Genomic DNA, 23042 nt, shown 5'->3' with positions numbered 1-23042 from the left:
TCCTATGAGTGGTGTTCGAAGGGCGTCTGGACCGCGCCGCGTAACACGATGTCGAACTGATATCCCAGCGCGATACCCGCTTGCGTCAGGTCCAGGCTGAAATCCGCCACCAGGCGGCTGCGCGCCTCGGCGGGCGTGCCCAGGTAGACCGGGTCATAGGCAAGCAGCGGGTCGCCCGGAAAGTACATCTGCGTCACCAGCCGGCTGGCAAAGTGGCGGCCGAACAGCGACAGATGAATGTGCTGGGGCCGCCATGCGTTGGGGTGGTTGCCCCAGGGATAGGCGCCAGGCTTGATGGTCACGAATCGGTAGCGGCCGTCGGCATCCGTCAGGCACCGGCCCGCGCCCAGGAAGTTGGGATCCAGCGGCGCGTTGTGCCGGTCTGCCTTGTGCACATAGCGGCCAGCGGCATTGGCCTGCCAGATTTCAATCAGCGTGTGCGGCACGGGTCGGCCCTGATCATCCAGCACGCGCCCGGCCAGCACCATGCGTTCGCCGATGGGTTCGCCATTGCGGCGCGCGTTGCGTGTCAGGTCGTGGTCGCGCTTGCCGACGCACTCGTGGCCATAGACGGGCTGGCGCATTTCGCCCAGCGCCGCCTTCAGGGGCACCAAAGGCAGCATGGGGCTGCGCCGCGCGGTCGATTGATAGGCTTCGCAGCGGTAAGGCGGGTGACTCTGCCAATCGCGCGTGGACAGGATCGCGACGGAATCTTCGGTATTTGCCATGGTCATGTCCCATCCAATTGGTGCGCCCGCCGCTGGCCCGGAAAGTGGCGGCGCACCGACAGCAGGGCAATCAAGGCAAACACCATGACCGTACCCAACAGCGTCAGGTAGCCTTGCGCGCCCCACAGCGTAATGACCAAGGCCCCCACGAAAGCGCTGAGGATGGCGCCCAGGCGGCCGAAAGCCAGCGCGCCCGCCGTGCCGGTGGCACGCACGCCGGTGGAATACACGTAGGCGCACAGCGCATACATGGTGGACTGCACGGCGTTGACGAACAGCCCATGCACGCCAAAGCCGAACACCAGCAACGAGGCACTCTTCCTCACATCCACCAACAGCATCAGGAAGGCGCTACCCAGCGCGCCCACGCAGCAGATGGCAAGCGGCACGCGTGAGCCCCAGCGCGTCATGGCGACCGCGCACACCAAGGCGCCGACCACGCCCCCCAGGTTGTAGGCGGTCAGGCCCGCCCCCGCCACCGACAGCGGCAAGCCTTCCGAACTGAGCATGGTGGGCAGCCAACTGAATGCGCTGTACACCGCCGTCAGGCACATGAAGAACGCCACCCAGATGGCAATGGTGTCGAAACGATAGTTGTTGGCGAACAAGGCCCGCACGCCGCCCTGCTGTTTTGACGTCTGTTTTTCCACGGCCTGCTCGACCGCGTCCGTATAGCGCACGCCTTCCGGCATGGGACGCCCCATGCGACCCAGCAGCTTGCTCAGCTCCTTCCAGCGCTCGGGTCGGCGCGCCAGGAAACGCGGTGATTCCGGCAGTGCGGCCATCAACGCAAACCCCAGCAAGATGGCCAAGGCGCCGCCGATGAAGAACGACGCGCGCCAGCCATACAGCGGCAAAACATGGCCCGAGAAGAAGCCCGCCAGCATGCCGCCCAGGGGCACGCACACGATGGTGGCGGTCACCGCCAGCGTACGTCGGCGCGCCGGTGTGAATTCAGCGGTCATGGTGGTGGAACTGGGCAGCGCGCCGCCGATGCCCAGGCCCGCAATGAAGCGCAACACGGCCACGCTCAGCGCGTCGGGGGCCAGCCCGATCGCGCAGGTGGCCGTGCCGAACACGAAGACGCTGACAATTACCGCCATGCGCCGTCCGTAGCGGTCGGCGAAGAGGCCGGCCGAGGCGCTGCCGATGGCCATTCCGATCAGGCCTGACGCCACCGCGGGCGCGAACGCTTCGCGCGTGATGCCCCATTCCTGGATCATCATGGGAATGGCGAAGCCGATCAATTGACCATCAAAGCCATCCACGACGATCGACAGGGCCGCCAGCATCACCACCCATTTCTGCATGCTCGTGAAGGGGCCGTCGTCCAGCAAGGCGCCCACATCGGCGCTGCCGCGCTGGGATGCCGCTGTGGGTGCCGACGCCGCGTTGTTCGGGGAAGTCCAGGTCATGTCATTTATCTCCGGTAACTTTCGCGCTTCAATCCCAGAGCGGCCCCTCGGGCAGCCCCACATAGTTCTCCGCCAGCGCGGTGCAAGCCGCGCGCGAACGGATCAGGTAATCGAGTTCGGCGTCCTGCAGCTTGCGGGCAAAGGCATCGGCGCCTGGCGCGCGGTGCAGCAACGAGGTCATCCACCATGAAAACCGCTGTGCCCGCCAAACGCGGCGCAGCGCCGTGGCGCTGTAGGTGCAAAGCAGGTCTTCGCCGCCTTGTCGGTAGAACCGCGCGAAGGCGCGCGACAGCAGGCGCGCATCGGACATCGCCAGGTTCAGGCCCTTGGCGCCCGTGGGTGGCACCACATGGGCCGCGTCGCCCGCCAGGAACAGCCGGCCGTGCCGCATCGGTTCGGTCACGCGGCTGCGCATGCCGATCACGGTCTTGTCGAAGATGGCGCCCTCTTTCGGCAGCCAGCCGTCACGGGTGGCCAACCGGGCACGCAGCGTGGACCAGATGCGGTCGTCGGACCAGTCGCCGGCTTGGTCCTGGGGTCGCATTGCAGGTACATGCGCTGCACCTCGCGCGACCGCGTGCTGACCAGCGCAAAACCATCGTCGCCCAAGGCGTAGATCAATTCGTTGGAGGATGGCGGAGCCTTGCACAGCATGCCCAGCCATCCGTAGGGGTAGCGGCGTTCAGCCGTTTGCAGCGCCTGCGGGGCGATGGCGGCGCGGCTGACGCCGTGCGTGCCGTCGCAACCCACGATGAAATCCGCCTGCACGGTTTGGCGCTCGCCGACGGCGCCATTCTGATCGCCGTATCGCACGGTGGGCCGCAACGAGGCCAGGTCGTGCAGGCTGACGTTGGCAACGTCAAAGCGCAAATCGCCGCCCGTGGCCAGCCGCGCATCCACCAGATCCTTGATGACTTCGTGTTGCGCATAGACCATCACGGCGCGGCCGCCAGTCAGTTCAACAAAGTCAATGCGCCGGTCGAGGCCGCCCACGCGCAGCACGGTCCCTTCGTGCCGGAACCCCTCTCGGCGCATCCGGTCGCCCAGGCCAGCTTCGCACATCAGGTCGACCGTGCCCTGCTCCAGCACTCCCGCGCGGATGGTGGCGCAGATGGCGTCGCGGCTGCGGCGTTCCAGCACCACGGATTCAATGCCCTGCAAGTGCAGCAAATGCGACAACATCAGCCCAGCTGGGCCGGCCCCTATGATTGCAACCTGAGTGCGCATGCGCGGCCTCTACTCTTGAAAGCTGCTGGGCGTCGTCCCGTCAGAACGGATAGTCGCGCGCAGTGGTCTGCACCGTGATCCAGCCTTGAGCACCCCGGTATTGCCGCGGCCAGCGGCTTTCCGTTGATCAATAGCGATACCTGCATGGCAGACACGGGCATGATGAGGGTTCCTTGGAATTGCGGCGCGCCGCATGCTCAGGCCACCCGCACTTCAACCAGATTGGGGCTGCCGCTGGCCAAGGCTTCGGCCAGCACCCCACCCAGGCGTGAAGCGTCGGAGACACGCACGCCGGGGCATCCCAGCCCCGTGGCGAGCGCGACGAAGTCGATGCCCGGCAAGTCGGTTCCCATGACCTTGTCTTGCGGGCCAAAACCGAATGCCGGAGCGAAGTCCTGCAGGGCGGCGTAGCGGCGGTTGTTCAAGATGACGAAGGTGATGGGCAGCTTGTGCTGGCTGGCGCTCCAGAGCGCCTGGATCGAATACAGGCTGGAGCCATCGCCAAACAGGCCGATGACACGCCGGCCGGGCTTGGCCAGCGCCACGCCCACGGCCGCGGGCATGCCGTAGCCCAGCCCGCCGCTGTCCATGGTGTAGAAGGTTTCGCTGCGAACGTGGGGCAGATAATCCTGCATGACCGGCCGGGCGCTGGGGGCTTCTTCAACCACGATGTCGGCGGGGTCGCGCAAGATGGCCAGGGTCTGCATCACGAACGCCACCGACATGGGCGACGAGGCCTCGACCGGCGCGCACGATTCGCGCCGCGCCGGCAAAGGCCGCATGCACGGCGCCGGCCGCGCCAGCAGGTCTTGCAGGCAAAGCCGGATGCTGCCTACCGCCGCCAGGCCCGCGGGCGCCCAGGCGGCGGTGTCCGGGTCGTCCGTCAACAGGCAAAGTTCGGCGCCGTCCGGCACATGCGGCCCGGCCCCGTCCACGTGATACGTAAATGCCGGCGCCCCCACAACCAGAATCAGGTCATGGCCCGCCAACCGGCTGACGATGCCTTCCCGCTCGGCGGGCAGGAACCCTGCGAACAGGCGGTGGCGTTCCGGGAAGCTGCAGCGGCCCGACATGGGCGCGGCCCAGACGCGCGCGCCGTGCGATTCGGCCAGCGCCACGATCTCGATCCAGGCGCCATCGCGGTCCACTGCGGGGCCCACCACCAGCACGGGCCGTCGGCAGGCGTCCAGCAAGGCGCCGATACGCCCGATGGCTTCGGGTTGTGGGCGCAGCGCGGTGCTGACGCAGCGCCGGGCAAGCGGTGGCGACAGCGCGTCCCAATCATCGACCGGCACCGATACCAGCACGGGGCCGCGCGGCGGCATCATCGCCAGGTAATAGGCGCGCGCAATGGCCAAGGGCACGTCTTCGGCGCGCGCGGGTTCGGCGCTCCATTTGACGTAAGGCCTGGGCAGATCGGCCGCATGGCTGGATGACAAAAAGGGATCAAACGGCAGAATGCCACGCGCCTGCTGTCCCGCCACCACAACCATGGGCGTGCGGTTCTTGTAGGCCGTGAACAGGTTGCCCATGGCATTGCCCACGCCCGCCGCCGAATGCAGGTTGACCAGGGACGCGTTGCGCGTGGCCTGCGCATAGCCGTCCGCCATGCCCACCACACTGGCTTCCTGCAGGCCCAGCACGTAGCGGAAGTCGTCGGGAAAGCCACGGAACATGGGCAGTTCGGTGGATCCGGGGTTGGCGAACACCGACGTCATGCCAACGCGGCGCATCAGGTCGTAGACGGCGTCTCGGACAGTCAGCGCGGGCGCGGGCAGCGACGCGGCGGCGAGGCCGTCGGCCGCATCAAGCGGGTCCAATAAACCAAAGGCGGATCCGGTCATGGCTCAGGTCCTTGCGGTGGAGTTGTCGGGATGTTGCGGTGAATCGGCAGGGGAGCCGCCGTGTCGTTGCGATGTGCTTGGAATGGGGTTGCGAGGGAGTTGCGACGGGTTTGCGATGTAGGTGCTATGTAGTTGCTGTGTAGTTGCTATTTATTCGATAAGTAGTTGCCGCGCCGCGGACAAAGAGGACGGCAGAGTGTCGCCCCCCCTGGCAGACTTGAGAATTGAAATATCGAGACAAAGTCATTACGCTTTGGCATGCCATTCGATCTTCACCAATTGGCGGCATTCAACGCAGTCGTTGCGGCCGGCAGTCTTGGCCGTGCCGCCGACACCATGCACGTCACGCAGTCCGCGCTAAGCCGCATCGTCCGCCGGCTTGAAATCCACGTTGGCGCGCCCTTGTTCGAACGGCATTCCAAAGGCATGCAACTGACCGACATCGGTCTGGCGCTGTTGCCGCACGCCACCGCGCTGCTGCGCGACGCCGAAGGCGCCAAAGAAGAAATCCGCGCACTGCTGGGCCTGGCCAAGGGCACGATCCGCGTAGGCGCGGTGGGCAGCATCGCCTGCCAGATCCTGCCCACCGCGCTGACCCAGACCTGCCGGCGCTGGCCGATGCTGCAGGTGGAAGTGGTGGAAGGGGTATGGGACCGGCTGGCCAGCGCCTTGCTGTCGCGCGAGATCGATCTGGCGCTGGGCGCCCACACCGACGACAGCGACGAAATCATCTCGGTGCCGGATTGCTGTTGGGAAGACACCAGCTACGTGGTGGCGGCCACCGGCCATCCGCTGCGCGCGCGCCAAGCGCTCAAGCTGGCCGATACCTTGGCGCACAAGTGGGCCATGATGCCGCGCGGCACCGGGCCGTTCGAACACATGAAGGCGCTGTTCACGCGGCATCGGCTGCCCGCGCCCGAAGTCACGGTGGAAACGCGGTCCATCACGGTGCTGAAGAACCTGATCGCGCATTCGGATTTTCTGGGTTGGATGCCCGAACCCATGTACTACGCCGAGCAGCGCGCAGGCCTGCTTGACCGCTTGCCCATTCCGGGCGCGTGCGACACACGCATGCTGACGGCGTTTCGGCGCAGCCACGGCTTGCTGCCGCTGCCGGCCGCCAAGTTGCTGAACGAACTGCGCCGCCTGGCCACCCACCGATCCCAGTGAATGGCCCCCTAGGCTGCCGCGCGCTGCGCCTCCTGCAACTGGCGCCACAGGATCTTTCCCGTGCTGGACTTGGGCAGCGCATCCACGAACTCCACGATGCGCGGCGCCTTGTAGGCCGCCATGCGCGCACGCGCCCACTGGATCACCTCGTCTTCGCGGGTGCGGTCGCGCGCCTCGGGCCGCAGCACCAGCAACGCCTTCACCGTTTCGCCACGGCAGGCGTCCGGCACTCCCACCACGCATGCCTCGTGCACGGCGGGATGTTCATACAGGGCGTTTTCCACTTCCGCTGGCCAGACCTTGTAGCCCGACGCATTGATCATGCGCTTGAGCCGATCCGTGATGAAGAAATAGCCGTCTTCGTCCATCCGCCCCAGGTCGCCGGTACGAAAGTAGCGTTCGCCGTCCAGCATGAAGAACGCGTCCTCGTCGGCGGCCGGGTTGTTCCAATAGCCCAGCATGAGCTGGGCCCCGCGGGTTGCCAGTTCGCCCACTTCACCGGGCGGCAGCGCCTGCAAGGTGGCCGGGTCCACCACTCGGGTGTCGACACCGAAAGTCGGCACGCCGATGCACTGGCGCTTGTTGCGGTGCATGGGGTTGCAGTGCAGGAACGAGGCGGTTTCGGTCAGGCCGTAGGCCTCGTTGAAGATGATGCCGTAGCGCTCGGCCAGCATTGCCGCCACCGCCTCGGGCATGGGCGCGCCGCCCCCGCACAACAAGGCCAGGCGCGACAGGTCGAACGCTTCAAGCTCCGCTTGCGCGAAAAAGTCGACCACCATCGCGGGCGGCGCGGCCCAGACGCTGACGTGATGCCGCGCCATCAACTGCGCGGCCACCTGGCGGTCCCAGCGCGGCAGCAGCACGACCGTGGCGCCCAGCAGTATGGGCAGGTTCATGCAGTTCTGCATGCCCAGCAAATGGAACAGCGGCGCCACGCCCATGATGACCGCCTCAGAGGTCAGGCCGCGCCATAGTTGCGACCCCGTCACCGCCGCGCCCAGCGTGCCGTGCGTATGGCGGCACCCCTTGGGGCGGCCCGTGGTGCCTGACGTGTAGGGCAACAGGCACAGGTCCTGGGCGCGGCTTTGGTGCGGCGCGGGCGTGGCATTGACGGCCAGCGCGCCGTACCACGGTACCGAACCGGCCACAGCGCCCGACGCAGCGGCGTTGTGGCGCGGCGCGGCGACCCAATCTGGCGGCGTCACGCGGCAATTTCCATCCCCCGCGCCCAGATAGTCGGAATAGGTGTGGACGATGATGCGGTCCAGGCGCCCGTCCTCGGCAAAGCCCGCCAGCCGTGGCGCCAGCTCCTGGGCGGCAAAGGCCAGTCGCGCGCCGCTGTCTTGCAGGTAATGCGCCAGCTCGTCTTCCGTGCTCATCGCGTTCACCGGCACCACCACCGCGTCGGCGCGCAGCACCGCGTAGTAGGCAATGATGAATTGCGGACAGTTCTGGCTCAGCAGCAGCACGCGGTCGCCTGCCTTGACGCCCGCGCCATGCTGCAAGTAGCCGGCCATGGCGTCGACCTCGCGCTTCAGGCGCGCGTAGTCCAGCACCATGTCGTAGAACACGATGGCGGGCTTGTCGGGATAGCGCGTGGCCGCGGCCTCCAGGTTGAAATACAGGCTGGACCGAGGCTGGCTGATATGCGTGGGCAGCCCCTTCGGCCAAAACTGCAAATGCGCTTGCTGCATCCCTGTCTCCGGTTCCCGCCGGGTGCCGCCCGCCCTAGGCGGTCATGCCCCGCGCGATGATTTCTTTCATGATTTCGTTTGACCCGCCATAGATCTTTCCCACGCGCGCATCCGCATACATGCGCGCGATGGGCGTTTCCAGCATGTAGCCGTAGCCGCCGTGCAATTGCAGGCATTCATCGATGACCTGGCAATTCATCTGCGTGGTCCACCACTTGGCCATGGCGGCGGTGGAGAGGTCCAGCGTGCCCTGCAACTGCCGCGCAATGCAGTCGTCGACAAAGCGCGCCGCGATGGTGGCCACCGTTTCGCATTCGGCCAGCTTGAAGCGCGTGTTCTGCAGCTGGATCAACGGCTGGCCGAAGACCTGGCGCGTGGTCGTGTAGGCCAGCGTGTCGTCGATGGCGCGGCGCATCGTGGCCACCGCGCCCACCGCGATCAGCAAGCGTTCACGCGGCAGTTGCTGCATCAGTTGCGCAAAGCCGCGCCCTGGCTCTTCGCCCAGCAGGTTGCCGACAGGCACGCGCACGTCGTCGAAAAACAGTTCGGTGGTGTCCAGGCTTTTCTGGCCCAGCTTTTCAAGCAGCTTGCCGCGCCGAAAGCCCGGCAGGTCCTGCGTTTCCACCATGATCAGCGAGACCCCGCGCGACCCGGCCGCGGGGTCCGTCTTGGCCACCACGCAGATCAGGTCGGCATGCAAGCCGTTCGTGATGAAGGTCTTGGATCCGTTGATGACGTAGGCGTCGCCGTCGCGCACGGCCGTGGTGCGCACGCTTTTCAGGTCGGACCCCGCGCCAGGCTCGCTCATGGCGATGGCGCCGACCCGTTCGCCCGTGGCCATCTTGGGCAGCCAACGCTGCTTTTGCCGCTCGGTGCCGTAGTTAAGGATGTAGTGCGCCAGGATGGCGCTATGCACGTTGTTGCTGAAGCCGTAGACCATGGCGCGCGCCTGCTCGGCGGCCACGATGGCCTCGTGCGCGAAGCTGCCGCCCGCGCCGCCATAGGCCTCGGGCATGCTGACGCATAGCAGCCCCAGGCGGCCCGCCTTGTGCCAGACCTCGCGATCAGCGTGTTGCTGCTTGCGCCACTTTTCCTCGTCGGGCGCGAATTCGTTTTCGAACAGGCGGCGGGTGGAGTCCTGGAACAGCGTCAGGTCGGCATCCATCCAACCCGGGCTGGGCGTGTTGATCGGGGTATCCATCGGGGCTTTCATCTTCGGGGTCAAGGACGGCCGCCGCCCACGACCAGCACCTGTCCGCTGACGTAGTTGGATTCGGGCAGGCAGAACAGGTACACGGCGCCCGCCGCTTCGGCGGGCGTGCCCGCGCGGCCAAGCGGAATCAGGCTTTCCGCGTTCTTCAGCACCTGCGGGTTCACGCCCACCTTGATCTGCCGCCCTTCGATGTCCAGCATGGCGTCGCCATCGGCGGCCGCTTCGGTCAGGCGCGTCTTGATCAGGCCGAACGCGACGCTGTTCACGTTGACTTTGTAGCGCCCCCATTCCTTGGCCATGGCGCGCGTCAAGCCATTGATGCCGGCCTTGGCAGCCGCGTAGTTGGCCTGCCCCGCGTTGCCCACCACGCCGGAGGTGGACGATATGTTCACTACCTTGCGGAATACTTCGCGCCCTGCGGCGGCTTCGGCCTTGGCCGCTTCGCGGATGAAACCAGACGCGGCGCGCAAAATGCGGAATGGGGCCGACAGATGCACGGCCAGGATCTCGTCCCATTGCTCGTCGGTCATTTTCTGGATGACGTTGTCCCAGGTGTAGCCGGCGTTGTTCACAATGATGTCCAGCCCACCATAGGTGTCGATGGCCGTGCCCACGAAGCGCTCGGCAAAACCGGAGGCGGTGACGCTGCCTACGCACGCCTGCGCCAGCCCGCCCGCCTGACGGATCAGGTTGACCGTCTCGTTGGCGGGTTCAGGATCCAGGTCATTGACCACGACTTTTGCGCCTTCGCGCGCCAGCTTCAACGCGATTTCCTGCCCAATACCGCGCCCGGACCCAGACACCAGCGCGACCTTGCCATTTAACGTACCCATCGTTTTTGTCTCCTGTTTCATGCGGCCTGGTAGAGCGTGACGACGCAAGCGCCGCCCAGCCCCAGGTTGTGCTGCAAGGCCAGCCGCGCGCCTTCCACCTGCCGCAAGTCGGCCTGGCCGCGCAATTGCCAGACCAGCTCGGCGCATTGCGCCAGACCCGTGGCGCCCAGCGGATGCCCTTTGGACAGCAGCCCGCCCGACGGATTCGTCACCACGCGCCCACCATAGGTGTTGTCGCCATCCAGAATGAATTGTTCGGCGCTGCCTTCGGGCGTCAGGCGCAGCCCTTCGTAGCTGATCAGCTCGTTGGCCGTGAAGCAGTCGTGCAGTTCCACCACGTCGAGGTCGACGGGGTCCACGCCCGCGGCCTCGTAAACCTGGTCGGCGGCGGCGCGCGTCATGTCATAGCCGACCAGGCGGCGCATGTCGCCCGAGTTGAAGGTGGACGACGTATCGGTGGTCATGGCCTGCGCCGCGATGCTGACGCCGGGGTTCAAGCCATGCCGGCGCGCAAAGGCGTCCGAACACAGGATGGCGGCGGCCGCGCCGCAGGTGGGCGGGCAGCACTGCAAGCGCGTCAGGGGTTCGAAGATCATGGGTGCGTCCATCACGTCGGCCAGCGTGACGGTCTGGCGAAAGACGGCGTACGGGTTGCGGGCCGCGTGCTGGCGCGCCTTGACCGAGATGCGCGCGAAGGTGTCGGCGCGCATGTCGTGCTGTTTCATGTAGTGGCGCGCGGCGCCGCCAAAGAACTGCGCGGCGCGCGGCTTGCTGGTGTCATAGCCTTGCGTATCGGCCATCGCGGCGATGAACTCGGCCAGCGGCGACGGGCGGTCTTCGTACACGCTTTTCAACGCTCCGGGCACCATCTGTTCAAAGCCCACGGCCAGCGCGCATTCGACCGCGCCGCTTTCCACCGCCTGGCGCGCCAGGAACAGCGCCGACGAGCCGCTGGCGCAGTTGTTGTTGACGTTGAAGACGGGAATGCCGGTCAAGCCCACGCCATACACCACCGCCTGGCCCGCCGTGGAGTCGCCATAGACGTAGCCCGCGTAGGCCTGCTGCACGGCGTCATACGGCACGCCCGCGTCTTGCAGGGCTGCCCGCGCGGCGCGCATGCCCATCACGGAATACGGCTCGCTTGCGCCGGGTTTGCTGAAGGGGATCATGCCGACGCCGGCCACCCACACTTTTCTGTTCATGCCTGTTTCTCCTGGAGCGCGGCGCGCACACGCTTGCGGGCACCCCGCCCTGCAAGCGCTTGCGCACCCCCATTGCCTAGCCCATAGCTTCCCGCCGGGCACGTCACGCGGCAATGGCCGCAGGCATCAAATGGATTGGCGGAAAGTGTCAGCCTCAGGTGTCGCGCGGCTGGGGCCGGGGCCACGCGTCAGTTGGTTGCGGCGATACTCGCCCGGCGACACGCCGGTCCATTTCTTGAATGCGCGATGAAATGTGCTGGGTTCCGAAAAGCCCAGGCGCTCAGCGATTTCCATCAAGGACACGTCGTGCCGCCCCAGGTATTCAATGGCGGCGTCGCGCCGCAAGTCATCCTTCAGCACCTGGAAGCCCTGGCCTTCGTCGCGCAGATGCCGCCTGAGCGTTTGCGGCGTCATCGACAACTGTGCGCTGACCTGCGCCAGGGACGGCAGTTCGGCGGACAAGTCATGGCGCAGCAGGCGGCGGATGCGGTCGGTCAAGGTGGCGCGGTCTTGGTACTTCACCAGCAGGTCAAACGGGGCATTGGCCAAAAAGGCATGCAGCGCCTGGGCGTCCTGCACCACGGGCAAGGCCAGCCAGCGCGATTCCAGCCACAGGCCCGTAACGGCTTGCCCATAGCGCACCGGCGCGTGAAAGACCCGTTGCGCGTCGGCGCTGCGCGTGCCCGCGTTGTAGTCCACGCCCAGGATGGGGATGCGGCGGCCCGCCAGCCAATTGGCCACGCCCAGGGTGAAGAACAGGAAAGTGCGTTCGCCATACCACGGCGTGCAGCCGGGTTCGCCCCGCGCGTCCAGCACGATGCGCGCCGTGCCGCCGCTGACGCAAAGCCGCGCAGTGAAGTCGCGCAGCACGCCGTGGTAATAGCGAAACGCCACGCGCAACGCCTGGCCCACCGTGCTTTCCTGCACGGCCAGGCGGCAGGCCTGAGCGAAGGCGCCCAGCGGCACGGGGCGCTGTCCCAGGCCCAGGAAATCGTCGCGCGTGGCGCGCCGCAACATCCGCAGAATCTGCGCGAACTGCGCCTGCGACACGCGCGCCATCGGCGCCTGCAACAAGGTGGGCGGCACATCCGCGCGCCGCAACACGCGGTCAACGTCCACGCCGCGCGTGCGGGCGCCTTGCAGGATCTGGGCGATGTGCCCCACGGCAATGGTGTGATGCGTCATGGCGGATTCCTACAGCTGGGGCGTGAACCGACTGCGTCGATGGTAGCGAAAGGCATGCGGGCAAGGAACGCCCGGCGTGAGCATTCCCGCCAAGCGGAATCAGCGATTTCGCCATTGGTTCGCTGCAAAGCCCCGCCTAGACTGGCTTTTGCCTTTGGCCAGCCGCCTCTTCGTATTTACCGGAGTCCCTCTTTGGATACGCCGAACACCGCTCCGCTTGCGGGCATCAGAGTCCTGGACCTGTCGCGCTTGCTGCCCGGCCCGCTGGGCGCGCAGTACCTGGCCGACCTGGGCGCGGACGTGATCAAGATCGAAGACACGCAGGCGGGCGATTACGCGCCCCCCGCACTGCGCGCCGTGTGCAACCGCAACAAGCGCGGCCTGCGGCTGAACCTGAAAGACCCCGATGGCCAGGCCGCGCTGGCGGCGCTGGCGCGGCAGGCCGACGTGGTGATCGAGAGCTTTCGCCCCGGCGTGGCCGCGCGCCTCAAGGCGGACTACCCCACCCTGTCGCAACACAACCCACGCCTGGTGTATTGCAGCATCACCGGCTATGGGCAGGACGGCCCGCTGCGCGATGCCGCGGGCCACGACCTGAATTATTCGGCCTACGCGGGCGTGGCCGACCAGATGGGATGCGGACCGGATCAGCCGGCGCTGTCCAACCTGCCGGTGGCGGACATTCTGGGCGGCTCGCTGACGGCGGTAATGGGCATACTGGCGGCGCTGGTGGACGCACAACGCACGGGCCAGGGACGCTATGTGGACATCGCCATCACCGACGGCCTGCTGGCCGCCGCGGTCGTGCCGCTGGCCACGCTGAATGCGCAAGGCGACACCTGCCCGGCAGGCGCCGATACGCTCTCGGGCGCGCTGGCCTGCTACGGCCAGTACCGCGCGCAAGACGGACGCTACCTGGCGGTGGCGGCGCTGGAACCAAAATTCTGGGACACGCTGTGCCGGCGAATCGAACGGCCAGACCTGCTGCCGCTGCACCGCGATGGCAACACCGAACGACAAGCCTGGCTGCGCTCAGAACTGCAAGCGCTGTTCGCCGCGCGGCCGCTGGCGCATTGGCTGGACTTGCTGGATGGCGCGGACTGCTGCGTGTCGCCCGTGCTGAAGCTGTCTGAAAGCCTGGCGCATCCGCAGTTCACCGCGCGCGGCATGGTGCATGCGTCGCGGCACCCGGCCTGCTGGCCAGCCGCGCACGTCGCCAGCCCGGTGAAGATGTCCGGCTTTCAGTTCGCCATCCACCGCCAGGCGCCGTTGCCGGGCGAACACACCGCCCAGGTCCTGCGCGAAGCCGGCTATGACGACGCCGCCATCGCCAGCCTGGCGCAGCGTGGCATCGCGCTGTAAGGCCTTGGCCCGCCCCCTCTTGCCGTACCCATAACAAGCCTGTGCCCATCACAATCAGGACGGAGACAACCATGACGGATCACCCTTGCAGCATTGCCTTGCCCCGACGCCGCAGCCTGCTCAAGTTGGGGCTTGGGTTGGGCCTCACCCTGCCGGCCGCGCTGGCGCTCAGCCCCGCCGCGCGCGCCGCCACGTTTCCCGCGCGGCCCATCACTTTGATCGTGCCCTTTCCCGCTGGCGGCGCGACCGATACACAAATGCGCGCGCTGGCCGTGGCGGCCTCGCGCGAGTTGGGCCAAAGTGTCGTCATCGCCAACCGACCGGGCGCGGGCGGCACGCTGGGGCCAGCCGCCATGGCGCACAGCGCCGCGCCGGATGGCTACACGGTATCGGTGGTGGTGGGCACGCTGTTTCGTTACCCGTTCCTGCAGCAGGTAAATTACGACCCCGTCCAGGACTTCACTTACATCGCCTGCATGACGGCGTATTCCTACGGCATTGTGGTGCGCCAGGACGCGCCCTGGAAAACGCTGGACGAACTGATCGCCGATGCGCGCGCTCATCCCCAGAAAATCAGCTACGGCGCCACGGGCGCGGGCGGGTCGGGCCGCATCGCCATCGAACGCCTGTCCAGGCTGACCGGCACGACATTCAATTTCATTCCGTACAAGGGCGCGGCGGAAGAAACCACGGCGCTGTTGGGCGGCCACATCCAGATGGTGGCGGACGCGGGCTGGGGCCCGATGATCGACACCGGGCGGGCGCGCCTGTTGGCCATCATCGGCGATGCGCGCGCCAAGCGCGTGCCCGAGGTGCCCACCATGACCGAACTGGGTTACCCCATCGTGGCGACCAACCCCGTGGGCATTGCCGGCCCCAAGGGCATGGACCCGAAGACGGTGGCCGTGTTGCAAAGGGCTTTTCATCGCGCCTCGCGCGACCCCGAGTACAACCGTGCCCTGGAAACGGCGGACCAGCCGCACATGCTGATGGACAGCGCCGCGTATACGGAATTCGCCGTCAAGCAGGTGGCGGAGGAAAAGCGCTTTGTGGCCGAGCTAGGCCTGAAAACGCAATAGCGCGCGGCGTTGCGGTGCGGCTGCACGCCGCACCCTGCGCTGCCGCGTGCCTGCCTTAGCGGCCCGCGGCCTTGGCGCTGATGCCGTTGGCCACGCCCATGTCCACCTTGGGCACGTCGCGGATCAGCACCCGCACGTCGTCGCCCGAGATGTCGATACTGGTGCAGACGGCCTGGTTCAGGGCGGCGATGAGCGCGGCCTTCTTGGCTTCGTCGCGCCCTTCGATCAGCGCGACGTCCACGCGCACCATGCGCTTGCCGATCTCGCCCGCCACGATCACGTTTTCGGCGGGCACCTCCTGCAAGACGATGCGCACGCTGGGCAGCGGCGCGGCAATGCTCTCGACCACCGCGTTGGACGCGGCCGTAAGCAAGGCGGCCTTCTGGGCGGCCGAGTGGCCTTGCAGGATCTGGACGTTCAAAATGGGCATGGGGCTTTCCGATGATTCGAATGGGGAACGCCGGGCCAACTGACCGGCCAGCCATCATAAAACGACTTTGCCCGCGTGCAAGCGATTGCACGCGGGCAAAGTTCAAATGCCGGACGCGGTGAAAAACCGGGCGCGCCATGCGTGGCGCGCCGCCGCGATCAGGCCGCTTCGCCCCGATGCTCGGGGGCGGGCTGGCCTTCAAGTTCGGCGGTGGCCGGTTCCGCCTGCGCGGTTTCCGTCAAGGCTGGGGTCACCAGTTCCACGACCTTCTTGCGCGACAGCATGCCCAGGAACTCGTCGTCCTCGCCCGTGACGGCCACCGGCTGGTCGCTATGCACCAACTGCGCCAGCACTTCGCCCAGGCCTGCCGTGGCGGGCACCGATGCCAGGTCTTCGACGAAGCGCGACACGTCGCGCACACCTTCCTGGATGGCCTGCTCAGCCGCCTTCGCGGTCAACACGCCGGCCAGGCGTTTGCCGTCCAGCACCGGCGCGTATTCGTAGTCCATGGCGCGCATGCGGTCCAGCGCGTGCGCCGGACGCGAACGCATCGTCAGGGTCAGGCGCGCCGGGTTGACGGCGTGCGTGGCATTCAGGACCTTGGTGCGGTTCACGTCTTGCAGGAACGACTGCACGTAGTCGTTGGCCGGGTTCAGCAGAATGTCTTCCGGCGTGCCTTCCTGCACCAGTTCGCCGTCCTTCAGGATGGCGATGCGGTTGCCCAGGCGCAGCGCTTCGTCCAGATCATGCGTGATGAACACGATGGTCTTGTTCAGCTTGGCCTGCAATTGCAGCAACTGGTCTTGCATTTCGCGGCGGATAAGCGGGTCCAGCGCCGAGAACGCTTCATCCATCAGCAGGATTTCGGCATCGGTGGCCAGCGCGCGCGCCAAGCCCACGCGCTGCTGCATGCCGCCAGACAGTTGATGCGGATACTGGTTTTCGAAACCAGCCAGGCCCACTTGTTCCAGCCAGTCCTGCGCCCGCTTTTCGCGTTCGGCGCGGCCCACGCCCTGCACGGTCAGGCCGTAGGCGGCGTTGTCCAGCACGGTGCGGTGCGGAAACAGGCCAAAGCGCTGGAACACCATGCTCATCTTCTTTTGACGGAAGACTTCAAGGTCGCGCTTGTTCAGGCTGACGACATCCACGCCATCGACCAGAATGTGGCCGGCGCTGGGTTCGATCAGGCGGTTGAAATGGCGGATCAAGGTCGACTTGCCCGAGCCCGACAAACCCATGATGACGTAGATGCTGCCTTCTTCAATCGACAGGCTGATGTCGCGCAGGCCCAGCGTGTGGCCACTTTCAGCCAGCAGCTGTTCCTTGCTCATGCCGCCCTGGGCGGCTTCCAGCCACTTCTTCGGGTGCGATCCAAAGACCTTGTAGATGTTCTTGACTTCGATCTTGCTCATCGCTGGCCTCCCATGCGCATGCGCTGTCCATACGATTGCGTGATCCGGTCGAACAGCACGGCCAGCACCACGATACCCAGGCCCGCCAACAGGCCACGCCCCACTTCCAGGCGGTTGATGCCCAGCAACACTTCATAGCCCAGGCCGCGCGCGCCGATCATCGACGCGATCACCACCATGGACAGCGCCATCATCGTGGTCTGGTTGATGCCCGCCATGATGTTGGGCAGCGCCAGCGGCAACTGCACGCCAAAGAGCTGCTGGCGCGGGTTGGCGCCAAAGGCGCGCGACGCTTCCAGCACTTCGCGGTCAACCAGGCGGATGCCCAGGTCGGTCAGGCGGATCAGCGGCGGCACGGCGTAGATCACGGTGGCGATGATGGCGGGAATCTTGCCCAGGCCAAACAGCATCACGACCGGAATCAGGTACACGAAGCTAGGCATGGTCTGCATCACGTCCAGCACCGGCAGCATGATGGAACGCAGCCAGTTCACGCGGGCCATCAGCACGCCCAGCGGAATGCCGATGATCACCGACAGGCCGGCGGCCATGATCATCAGCGCCAGGGTCTGCATGCCGGCGTCCCACAGGCCCAGCACGCCAATCATGCACAGCAGCGCGCCCATGGCCAGGCTCAGGCCGATGCGGCGGCTGACGCCCCAGGCGATCGCGACGGTAACAGCCACCACGGCCCACCAGGGCGAACTGCGCAGCAATTGCTCCAGCCACACCAGGGCGTGGAGAACCGGCTGAGACAGGGTCTCTAGCGTGTCGGCGTAATTGGTGACCAGGTGATCGACGAAGCCGTCGATTGCCGCCCTGACCTGACGGGCGGGAATAATTTCAGGAAACATAGTTTCGACTCCATTCTTGGGCGCTTCCGGCGGCAGTGGCCACCACGCATTCCGGATTCCGGATGGGCATGCGGCCAGCGGGCTTTCTCGACGAAAGCAGGCTGCATGCGGTGCAACGCCTGTTGCTGGCGGCCGGGCGCAAGCGCCCTGCCAGCGGCCATCTCAGGGGAAAAAACCCTAGGCCTGAGTCCGCCATGGGGCTTTTTCCCTTAAGGGCATTTTCTCTTCTCTTAAGGACTTTTTCCCTGAAGGACTTTCCCTGAAGGATTTTTCTCTTCAGCGGGCCCGGCTCACCAACGCGAGTGGCAAACCGGGCCGGCCCGCGCCATGACAGCGCGAGGCCAACTCCTGCGACGTTACAGCGCGCTTTGAACGCGGCTGGCGACGTCGGCGGGAACCCACTTGGTCCAGACGTCGGACTTGTTCTTCAGGAACCACTTGGCCACGGCGCTGGAATCATCGCCAGACTCTTCCATGTGGGCCAGGGTTTCATTGATGACCGGCAGCGGCACCGAGACCTTGGACAGGAACGCGGTCAGCGTCGGCGCTTCTTCCGAGAACTTGGTGTTCACGGCGGTGAAGACGGGGTTGTCGGGGTAGGCGCTGGGCTGCGGGTTGGCGCACTTGGTCGACGTCAGGCACTTGTGCTTTTCGGCGTCATAGGGCGGCATTTCCAGCTTGACCAGGTCCATGGCGCCAACCAGCGGCGTGGGCGACCAGTAGTAGAAGACCACGTCCTGCTAACGCTTGTAGGCCGACATCAATGCGGCTTTCTGCGCGGCGCCCGTGCCAGGCGAATACAGCGTGTAGGTGTCGCCCAGCTTCAAGGCATGGAACAGGTTGTTGCTGGTGACTTCGCAACCCCAGCCCGCCGGGCAGCCATAGAAACGGCCCTTGTTGGGTTCTTCGGGGTCCTTGAACTTGTCCTTGAACTTCGGCAGGTCGGCTGCCGACTTCAGCTCGGGCAGGCGTTCCGCCGTGTAGCGCGGGATGTACCAGCCTTCGGCGCCCATGTAGAGATCACCGATGCGCTTGACCTTGCCGGTCTTTTGCGCGCGATCCCAGGGGTCGGCCACGCTGTTGAGCCAGATCTCGGTATTGATATCCAGGTCACCGCGCTCAAGCGCGGCCAGGGCGGGCAGGGTTTCCGTCGGCAGGGTTTCGGTCTTGCAACCGTAGCCCTTTTCCATGATGAAACGTTCGACATCAACCAGAACCAGGTTGGATTCCCAGTTCATGGCGCCGAAATTGACCGGGCGCTTGATTTCGCATTCAGGGGCGTCGGCGGCTTGGGCCGCTCCGGCAAATGCAAACAGGACGGCCGCGGCGGCCAGGGTCTTGACAGGGGTAAAACGCATTGGCTTTTTGCCTCCATAGGTTCAAGGACACACGCCAGGGCTGACCTGGAAGTGCCGTGGAGCTAAGGGGGTTGTGCGGAAGACGGGCAGAACCGCCAATACAAACCGACACTAGCGACAAGAGGAACCGCAAGGGCGCGGTGTCTTGCAAGACAGGAGTTTCAAAAAAGGTGATTCTTGAAAACCCACAGAAATTGAACAAACTGAACGAAGAAGGCAGCATCTTAAACGAAATTACTGCGCCACCCAAGCCCAAGGCTGAATAAAACCGATACATTCGGTCCGAAAAACCCTGGGGATTACCCTGAAATATCTGAATGGAACGGGCGATTTTCCCTAGGGAGAATTGGTTTCAAATAGATGATTCATTTAGTAAACATTTTTAGCGTATTTGTACATTCTGGCTGTTTCAAAGCGGCCTGAATGCAGCAAGCGGTCGAATCCAGGGCAGATTACCCGCGATTCATTCAGCTTATATTCATAAGTTATTCAGCTTTCGTTCAGAAAAGGCCTTAACTGCGCCCGCCTTGCGAGCCCTTCGCATACATGTAATCGCGCCGCCAGGGGTAAGACAGATCGGACGGATTATCCAGTTCGTCCCCCCGCCCCACCGCGGGCGTCTGGCCCAGAACCTGATGCAGGGCAATCCAGCCGTGCTCGAACGCCATGGCGCAGCCCGCCAGGTACAGGCGGTAGGCGCGCAAGGACCGCGCGCCCTGCTCACCGCTCAGTATTTGCGCCGCTTCGGGCAGGCGGGCCTCCAGCGCATCGCTCCAGGCCCACAGCGTGCGCGCGTAATGCGGCCGCAGGTTTTCAACGTCCACCTCTTCCAGCCCGCCGTTGGTCATGGCTTGCATGACCACGCTGATATGCGTTAATTCACCGCCGGGGAAGATGTATTTTTCGATGAATTCGCCCATGCCATTACCCAGCTCGCCGTTGTAGACGCCGGCAGCGGTAATGCCGTGGTTCATGATCAGCCCGCCCGGCCTGAGCAAGCGGCGCAGCTTGGCGAAGTAGCCTTCCAACTGGGCGCGGCCCACATGCTCGAACATGCCCACCGATGCAATCTTGTCGTAGGGCATGGACTCGTCCAGCTTGCGGTAATCCAGCAGTTCCATGCGAACCCGGCCGGCCAGACCCTTTTCCTGGATCAACCTCGTCACATGCGCGTGCTGGTTGCGCGACAGCGTGATGCCGGTGGCGTCCACGCCATAGTGCTCGGCGGCCCATAGCAGCAGGCCGCCCCAGCCCGCGCCCACATCCAGGAAGCGCTCGCCAGCACGCAGGCGCAGCTTGCGGCAGATGAGGTCAAGCTTGGCTTCCTGGGCTTCTGCCAGCGTCATGTCCGGCGTGCGGAAATACGCGCAGGAATAGACACGGCGCGGGTCCAGCCACAGCGCATAGAAATCATCGGACAGGTCGTAGTGGAATTCGATCTGCTTGGCGTCCCGCTCGATGGAATGGCGCCACACCGACATCACGCGGCGCACCAGTTCGGTCAGCCATCCGCCTTGCGCCGCCTCTACGGGCGACCCCGGCAACAGCGCCGATGCCGCCGCCATGACGTCGCGCATATTGCCTTCGATATTGATGCGCCCTTCCACGTAGTCCTGCCCCAGCACGCCCACGGCGCCTTCGGCCAAATGGGCGAGCGCCCCCTTGTCATGCGTGACGAAGCGCACGCGCGGGTCGGGCGGCCCCAGCACCGCGCCATCAGGCAGAACCAGTTGGACCGGCACCGGCAGGCCTTCAAGTTTGCGTTCCACGACAGACAACAAAGGATTCACGGCTTCTCCTCTGAACATGACCGGGTCGTCGGCGACTTTATCGGATAATTCCCGACACTTCGCTGTCAGGCGGACCGTGATAAAGTCGCTGGCTTGGCGCGCGACTGGCGGGTAACCGTTGGCGCGCCCTGTCCCCTGCGTTTTACCGCGACCACCATGTCCCCATCATCTGTTTCCCGTAGCGGCCTGCCCGGCTGGCTTATCCTCATGGGCGCGCTGACCGCGATCGGCCCGTTCGCCATCGACATGTACCTGCCCGCGTTCCCGACCATCGCGGCAAACCTGGGCGTGCCGCGCGGCGATGTCGAACGCACGCTGGCCGCCTACCTGATCGGCCTGGCGCTGGCGCAGGTGTTCTACGGGCCGATGGCCGACCGCTTCGGCCGCAAGCCGCCGCTGATGGTGGGGCTGGCGCTCTTCATGGTGGCGTCCCTGGGTTGCGCGCTGTCCAGTTCCGTCGAAGCGCTGACCGGCTGGCGCGTGGTGCAGGCCATGGGTGGGGCGGCGGGCATCGTGATCCCACGCGCAGTCATCCGCGACCACTACGAAACGCACGAGGCAGCGCGCGCCATGTCGCTGCTGATGCTGATCATGGGCCTGGCCCCGATCCTGGCGCCGTTGGCGGGCGGGCAATTGCTGGCCATTGCCTCGTGGCGCAGCCTGTTCTGGATCATGCTGGCTGGCGGCGCGATGCTGATGTTCGCGGTGGCCAAGATCATGAAGGAATCCCTGGCGCCCGAGCGCGTCGTGCCGCTGCGCTGGAGCACCATCCTGCGCAACTACCGCGACCTGTTCGCGCATCGCGGCTTCATGGCGCACAGCCTGGCGGGTGGATTTGGCCAGGCCGGCATGTTCGCCTACATCATTGGTTCACCGCGCGTGTTCATCGAACTCTATGGCGTGCCGCCCCAGTATTACGGCCTGCTGTTCGGCACCAACGCGCTGTCGCTCATCATCTGCTCGCAAATCAGCGCCCGCCTGTTGCGCACCTATACACCCCGCCAGTTGCAGCACAAGGCGCTGATCTCGCTGGCCACGGCCAGCCTGGTTGCGGTAGCCCTGACATTGGCCGGCTGGATGACGCTGCCTCTCTTGATGGTGTGCTTGATTGGCTACATGGGCAGCCAGGGCTTTGTGAACCCGAATTCGGCGGCGCTTGCGTTGTCGGAACAGGGCAAGCGCCTGGGGGCGGCGTCGGCATTATTGGGGACGCTGCAACTATCCTGCGGCGCGCTGGCCGGATTCGCAGTCAGCGCCTGGCAAACGGACAGCGCCTTGCCCCTGACCACCACGCTGGCGGCCTGCGCCTGCCTGTCCTGGGTTTCTGGGCGTGTCGCGCAAACGCACACCGCGCAAGCTTGACCGCTTGATCTGCCAGCAATTTTCGTATTAGAATCTCGGTCTTCACATGAAGTTTCCCGTGCGGGACTACTATGCTTTGTAGTTCAGCACTCTGACCCCAACCGCGCATTTCGGTATTTTGGTGCATGCCTTGGTACATACCTTGGTAGACCTCAGTACACGGCGGATGGCAGGCAGCGGGTATAAGCACGGGGCAGGTTTCACTTGCCCCTCATCCACTAAGACTGGGTGGCCGGCAACGCAGCGCAATACAACGCGCACCAATGCGAACTACACAGCCCGGCGGCTAAAACCCTGTCTACCTCCCCCAAGCGATGCGCGACAAGAACGACATAAAGAGGTGCATCCATGGCACGCGTATGCCAAGTGACCGGCAAAGGCCCGATGGTGGGCAACAATGTTTCGCACGCGAACAACAAGACCAAGCGTCGCTTCCTGCCGAACCTGCAATCGCGCCGGTTCTGGGTTGAAAGCGAAAACCGCTGGGTTCGCCTGCGTGTTTCGGCTAAGGCCATCCGCACGATCGACAAGAACGGCATCGAAGCCGTGCTGGCCGAAATGCGTGCCCGCGGCGAAATGGCCTAATCGGCCTCCCCGCCAATCTACATACTAGGAGCACGACATGGCCAAAGGTATCCGCGAAAAGATCAAGCTCGAGTCGACTGCCGGCACGGGTCATTTCTACACGACCACCAAGAACAAGCGCAACATGCCCGAGAAGATGCTGATCAAGAAATTTGATCCGGTCGCTCGCAAGCACGTGGACTACAAGGAAACCAAGCTGAAGTAATTCAGCCGGTTTCCGGTGAGTCGAAAAAGGCCCTGCCGCAACGCAGGGCCTTTTTCATTGCAGGATCATAAAAGAGCATGTTTCAATTGGCCGC

The 23042-nt window shown here is 65.2% G+C and carries 18 protein-coding genes and 2 pseudogenes; 6 read left to right on the top strand and 14 right to left on the bottom strand.

The genetic code is table 11. The features are described from left to right. Positions 1-2 precede the first annotated feature (2 nt). The 4 genes and pseudogenes from pcaH to mdlC all read right to left on the bottom strand — a co-directional run bounded on the left by pcaH (position 3) and on the right by mdlC (position 5214). Positions 3-728 carry a protocatechuate 3,4-dioxygenase subunit beta gene (gene pcaH, locus WBR68_RS25680; protein WP_164741281.1) on the bottom strand — a complete coding sequence of 242 codons (726 nt, stop codon included), beginning with the start codon at positions 726-728 and terminating at the stop codon, positions 3-5. A 2-nt stretch (positions 729-730) separates the two neighbouring features. After that, positions 731-2143 (bottom strand): MFS transporter, encoded by a 1413-nt coding sequence (locus WBR68_RS25675; protein WP_230695620.1) that lies wholly within the window; start codon positions 2141-2143, stop codon positions 731-733. Positions 2144-2171: 28 nt separating this feature from the next. Then, positions 2172-3370, bottom strand: a pseudogene (locus WBR68_RS25670) (4-hydroxybenzoate 3-monooxygenase). A 197-nt stretch (positions 3371-3567) separates the two neighbouring features. After that, complete coding sequence (gene mdlC, locus WBR68_RS25665) at positions 3568-5214, bottom strand: benzoylformate decarboxylase (protein WP_255696277.1); 1647 nt, start codon at positions 5212-5214, stop codon at positions 3568-3570. A gap of 258 nt (positions 5215-5472) precedes the next feature. Between mdlC and WBR68_RS25660 the strand changes: the two genes are divergently transcribed. Then, a complete protein-coding gene (locus tag WBR68_RS25660) occupies positions 5473-6384 on the top strand; it encodes a LysR family transcriptional regulator (protein WP_230695619.1) in 912 nt (303 codons plus the stop codon). 8 nt (positions 6385-6392) lie between these two features. Here the strand turns inward: WBR68_RS25660 and WBR68_RS25655 are convergent, their stop codons facing one another. From WBR68_RS25655 to WBR68_RS25635, 5 genes are all read right to left on the bottom strand, one after another. Then, the gene (locus tag WBR68_RS25655) at positions 6393-8078 is read right to left on the bottom strand and encodes a long-chain-fatty-acid--CoA ligase (protein ID WP_230695618.1); all 1686 of its coding nucleotides are present in this window, start codon (positions 8076-8078) and stop codon (positions 6393-6395) included. A 34-nt stretch (positions 8079-8112) separates the two neighbouring features. Next, positions 8113-9279, bottom strand: a complete 1167-nt coding sequence (locus WBR68_RS25650; RefSeq protein ID WP_157055433.1) for an acyl-CoA dehydrogenase family protein — start codon at positions 9277-9279, stop codon at positions 8113-8115. Positions 9280-9299: 20 nt separating this feature from the next. Continuing rightward, positions 9300-10124: an SDR family NAD(P)-dependent oxidoreductase gene (locus tag WBR68_RS25645; RefSeq protein ID WP_230695617.1), complete on the bottom strand. Its 825-nt coding sequence runs from the start codon at positions 10122-10124 to the stop codon at positions 9300-9302. A 17-nt stretch (positions 10125-10141) separates the two neighbouring features. Then, positions 10142-11326, bottom strand: coding sequence for a lipid-transfer protein (locus tag WBR68_RS25640; RefSeq protein ID WP_050447733.1), 1185 nt, complete (start codon positions 11324-11326; stop codon positions 10142-10144). Between the two features lie 126 nt (positions 11327-11452). Next, positions 11453-12511, bottom strand: coding sequence for an AraC family transcriptional regulator (locus WBR68_RS25635; protein ID WP_230695616.1), 1059 nt, complete (start codon positions 12509-12511; stop codon positions 11453-11455). A gap of 192 nt (positions 12512-12703) precedes the next feature. On the opposite strand from WBR68_RS25635, the gene WBR68_RS25630 reads away from it, so the two are divergent. Then, positions 12704-13873 (top strand): CaiB/BaiF CoA transferase family protein, encoded by a 1170-nt coding sequence (locus WBR68_RS25630; RefSeq protein WP_050447732.1) that lies wholly within the window; start codon positions 12704-12706, stop codon positions 13871-13873. Between the two features lie 71 nt (positions 13874-13944). Continuing rightward, entirely contained in the window at positions 13945-14952 is a 1008-nt protein-coding gene (locus WBR68_RS25625; RefSeq protein ID WP_127185388.1) for a tripartite tricarboxylate transporter substrate binding protein, read from the top strand. A 55-nt stretch (positions 14953-15007) separates the two neighbouring features. Here WBR68_RS25625 and WBR68_RS25620 read toward each other — a convergent pair whose 3' ends face one another. The 5 genes and pseudogenes from WBR68_RS25620 to WBR68_RS25600 form a co-directional block, all read right to left on the bottom strand. Then, positions 15008-15382, bottom strand: coding sequence for a tautomerase family protein (locus tag WBR68_RS25620; RefSeq protein ID WP_100856958.1), 375 nt, complete (start codon positions 15380-15382; stop codon positions 15008-15010). A gap of 158 nt (positions 15383-15540) precedes the next feature. Next, positions 15541-16794, bottom strand: coding sequence for a quaternary amine ABC transporter ATP-binding protein (locus tag WBR68_RS25615; RefSeq protein ID WP_050447728.1), 1254 nt, complete (start codon positions 16792-16794; stop codon positions 15541-15543). Next, a complete protein-coding gene (locus WBR68_RS25610; protein ID WP_050447727.1) occupies positions 16791-17648 on the bottom strand; it encodes an ABC transporter permease in 858 nt (285 codons plus the stop codon). Before WBR68_RS25610 ends, WBR68_RS25615 begins: the two co-directional genes overlap by 4 nt. Before the next feature lie 356 nt (positions 17649-18004). Then, a pseudogene (locus WBR68_RS25605) lies at positions 18005-19006 on the bottom strand (ABC transporter substrate-binding protein). Between the two features lie 512 nt (positions 19007-19518). Continuing rightward, positions 19519-20796, bottom strand: a complete 1278-nt coding sequence (locus WBR68_RS25600; protein WP_230695615.1) for a class I SAM-dependent methyltransferase — start codon at positions 20794-20796, stop codon at positions 19519-19521. A gap of 207 nt (positions 20797-21003) precedes the next feature. On the opposite strand from WBR68_RS25600, the gene WBR68_RS25595 reads away from it, so the two are divergent. The 3 genes from WBR68_RS25595 to rpmG all read left to right on the top strand — a co-directional run bounded on the left by WBR68_RS25595 (position 21004) and on the right by rpmG (position 22948). Then, positions 21004-22158: a Bcr/CflA family multidrug efflux MFS transporter gene (locus WBR68_RS25595; RefSeq protein ID WP_230695652.1), complete on the top strand. Its 1155-nt coding sequence runs from the start codon at positions 21004-21006 to the stop codon at positions 22156-22158. Positions 22159-22506: 348 nt separating this feature from the next. Continuing rightward, positions 22507-22743, top strand: a complete 237-nt coding sequence (gene rpmB, locus WBR68_RS25590) for a 50S ribosomal protein L28 (RefSeq protein WP_050447723.1) — start codon at positions 22507-22509, stop codon at positions 22741-22743. 37 nt (positions 22744-22780) lie between these two features. After that, positions 22781-22948, top strand: coding sequence for a 50S ribosomal protein L33 (gene rpmG / locus WBR68_RS25585; RefSeq protein ID WP_003810296.1), 168 nt, complete (start codon positions 22781-22783; stop codon positions 22946-22948). Positions 22949-23042: the final 94 nt, after the last annotated feature.

Origin of the sequence: Achromobacter sp. JD-1 (assembly GCF_038594925.1) — a bacterium.
GTDB lineage: Bacteria > Pseudomonadota > Gammaproteobacteria > Burkholderiales > Burkholderiaceae_B > Achromobacter > Achromobacter spanius_C.
This window is presented reverse-complemented; position numbering and strand designations above follow the sequence as displayed.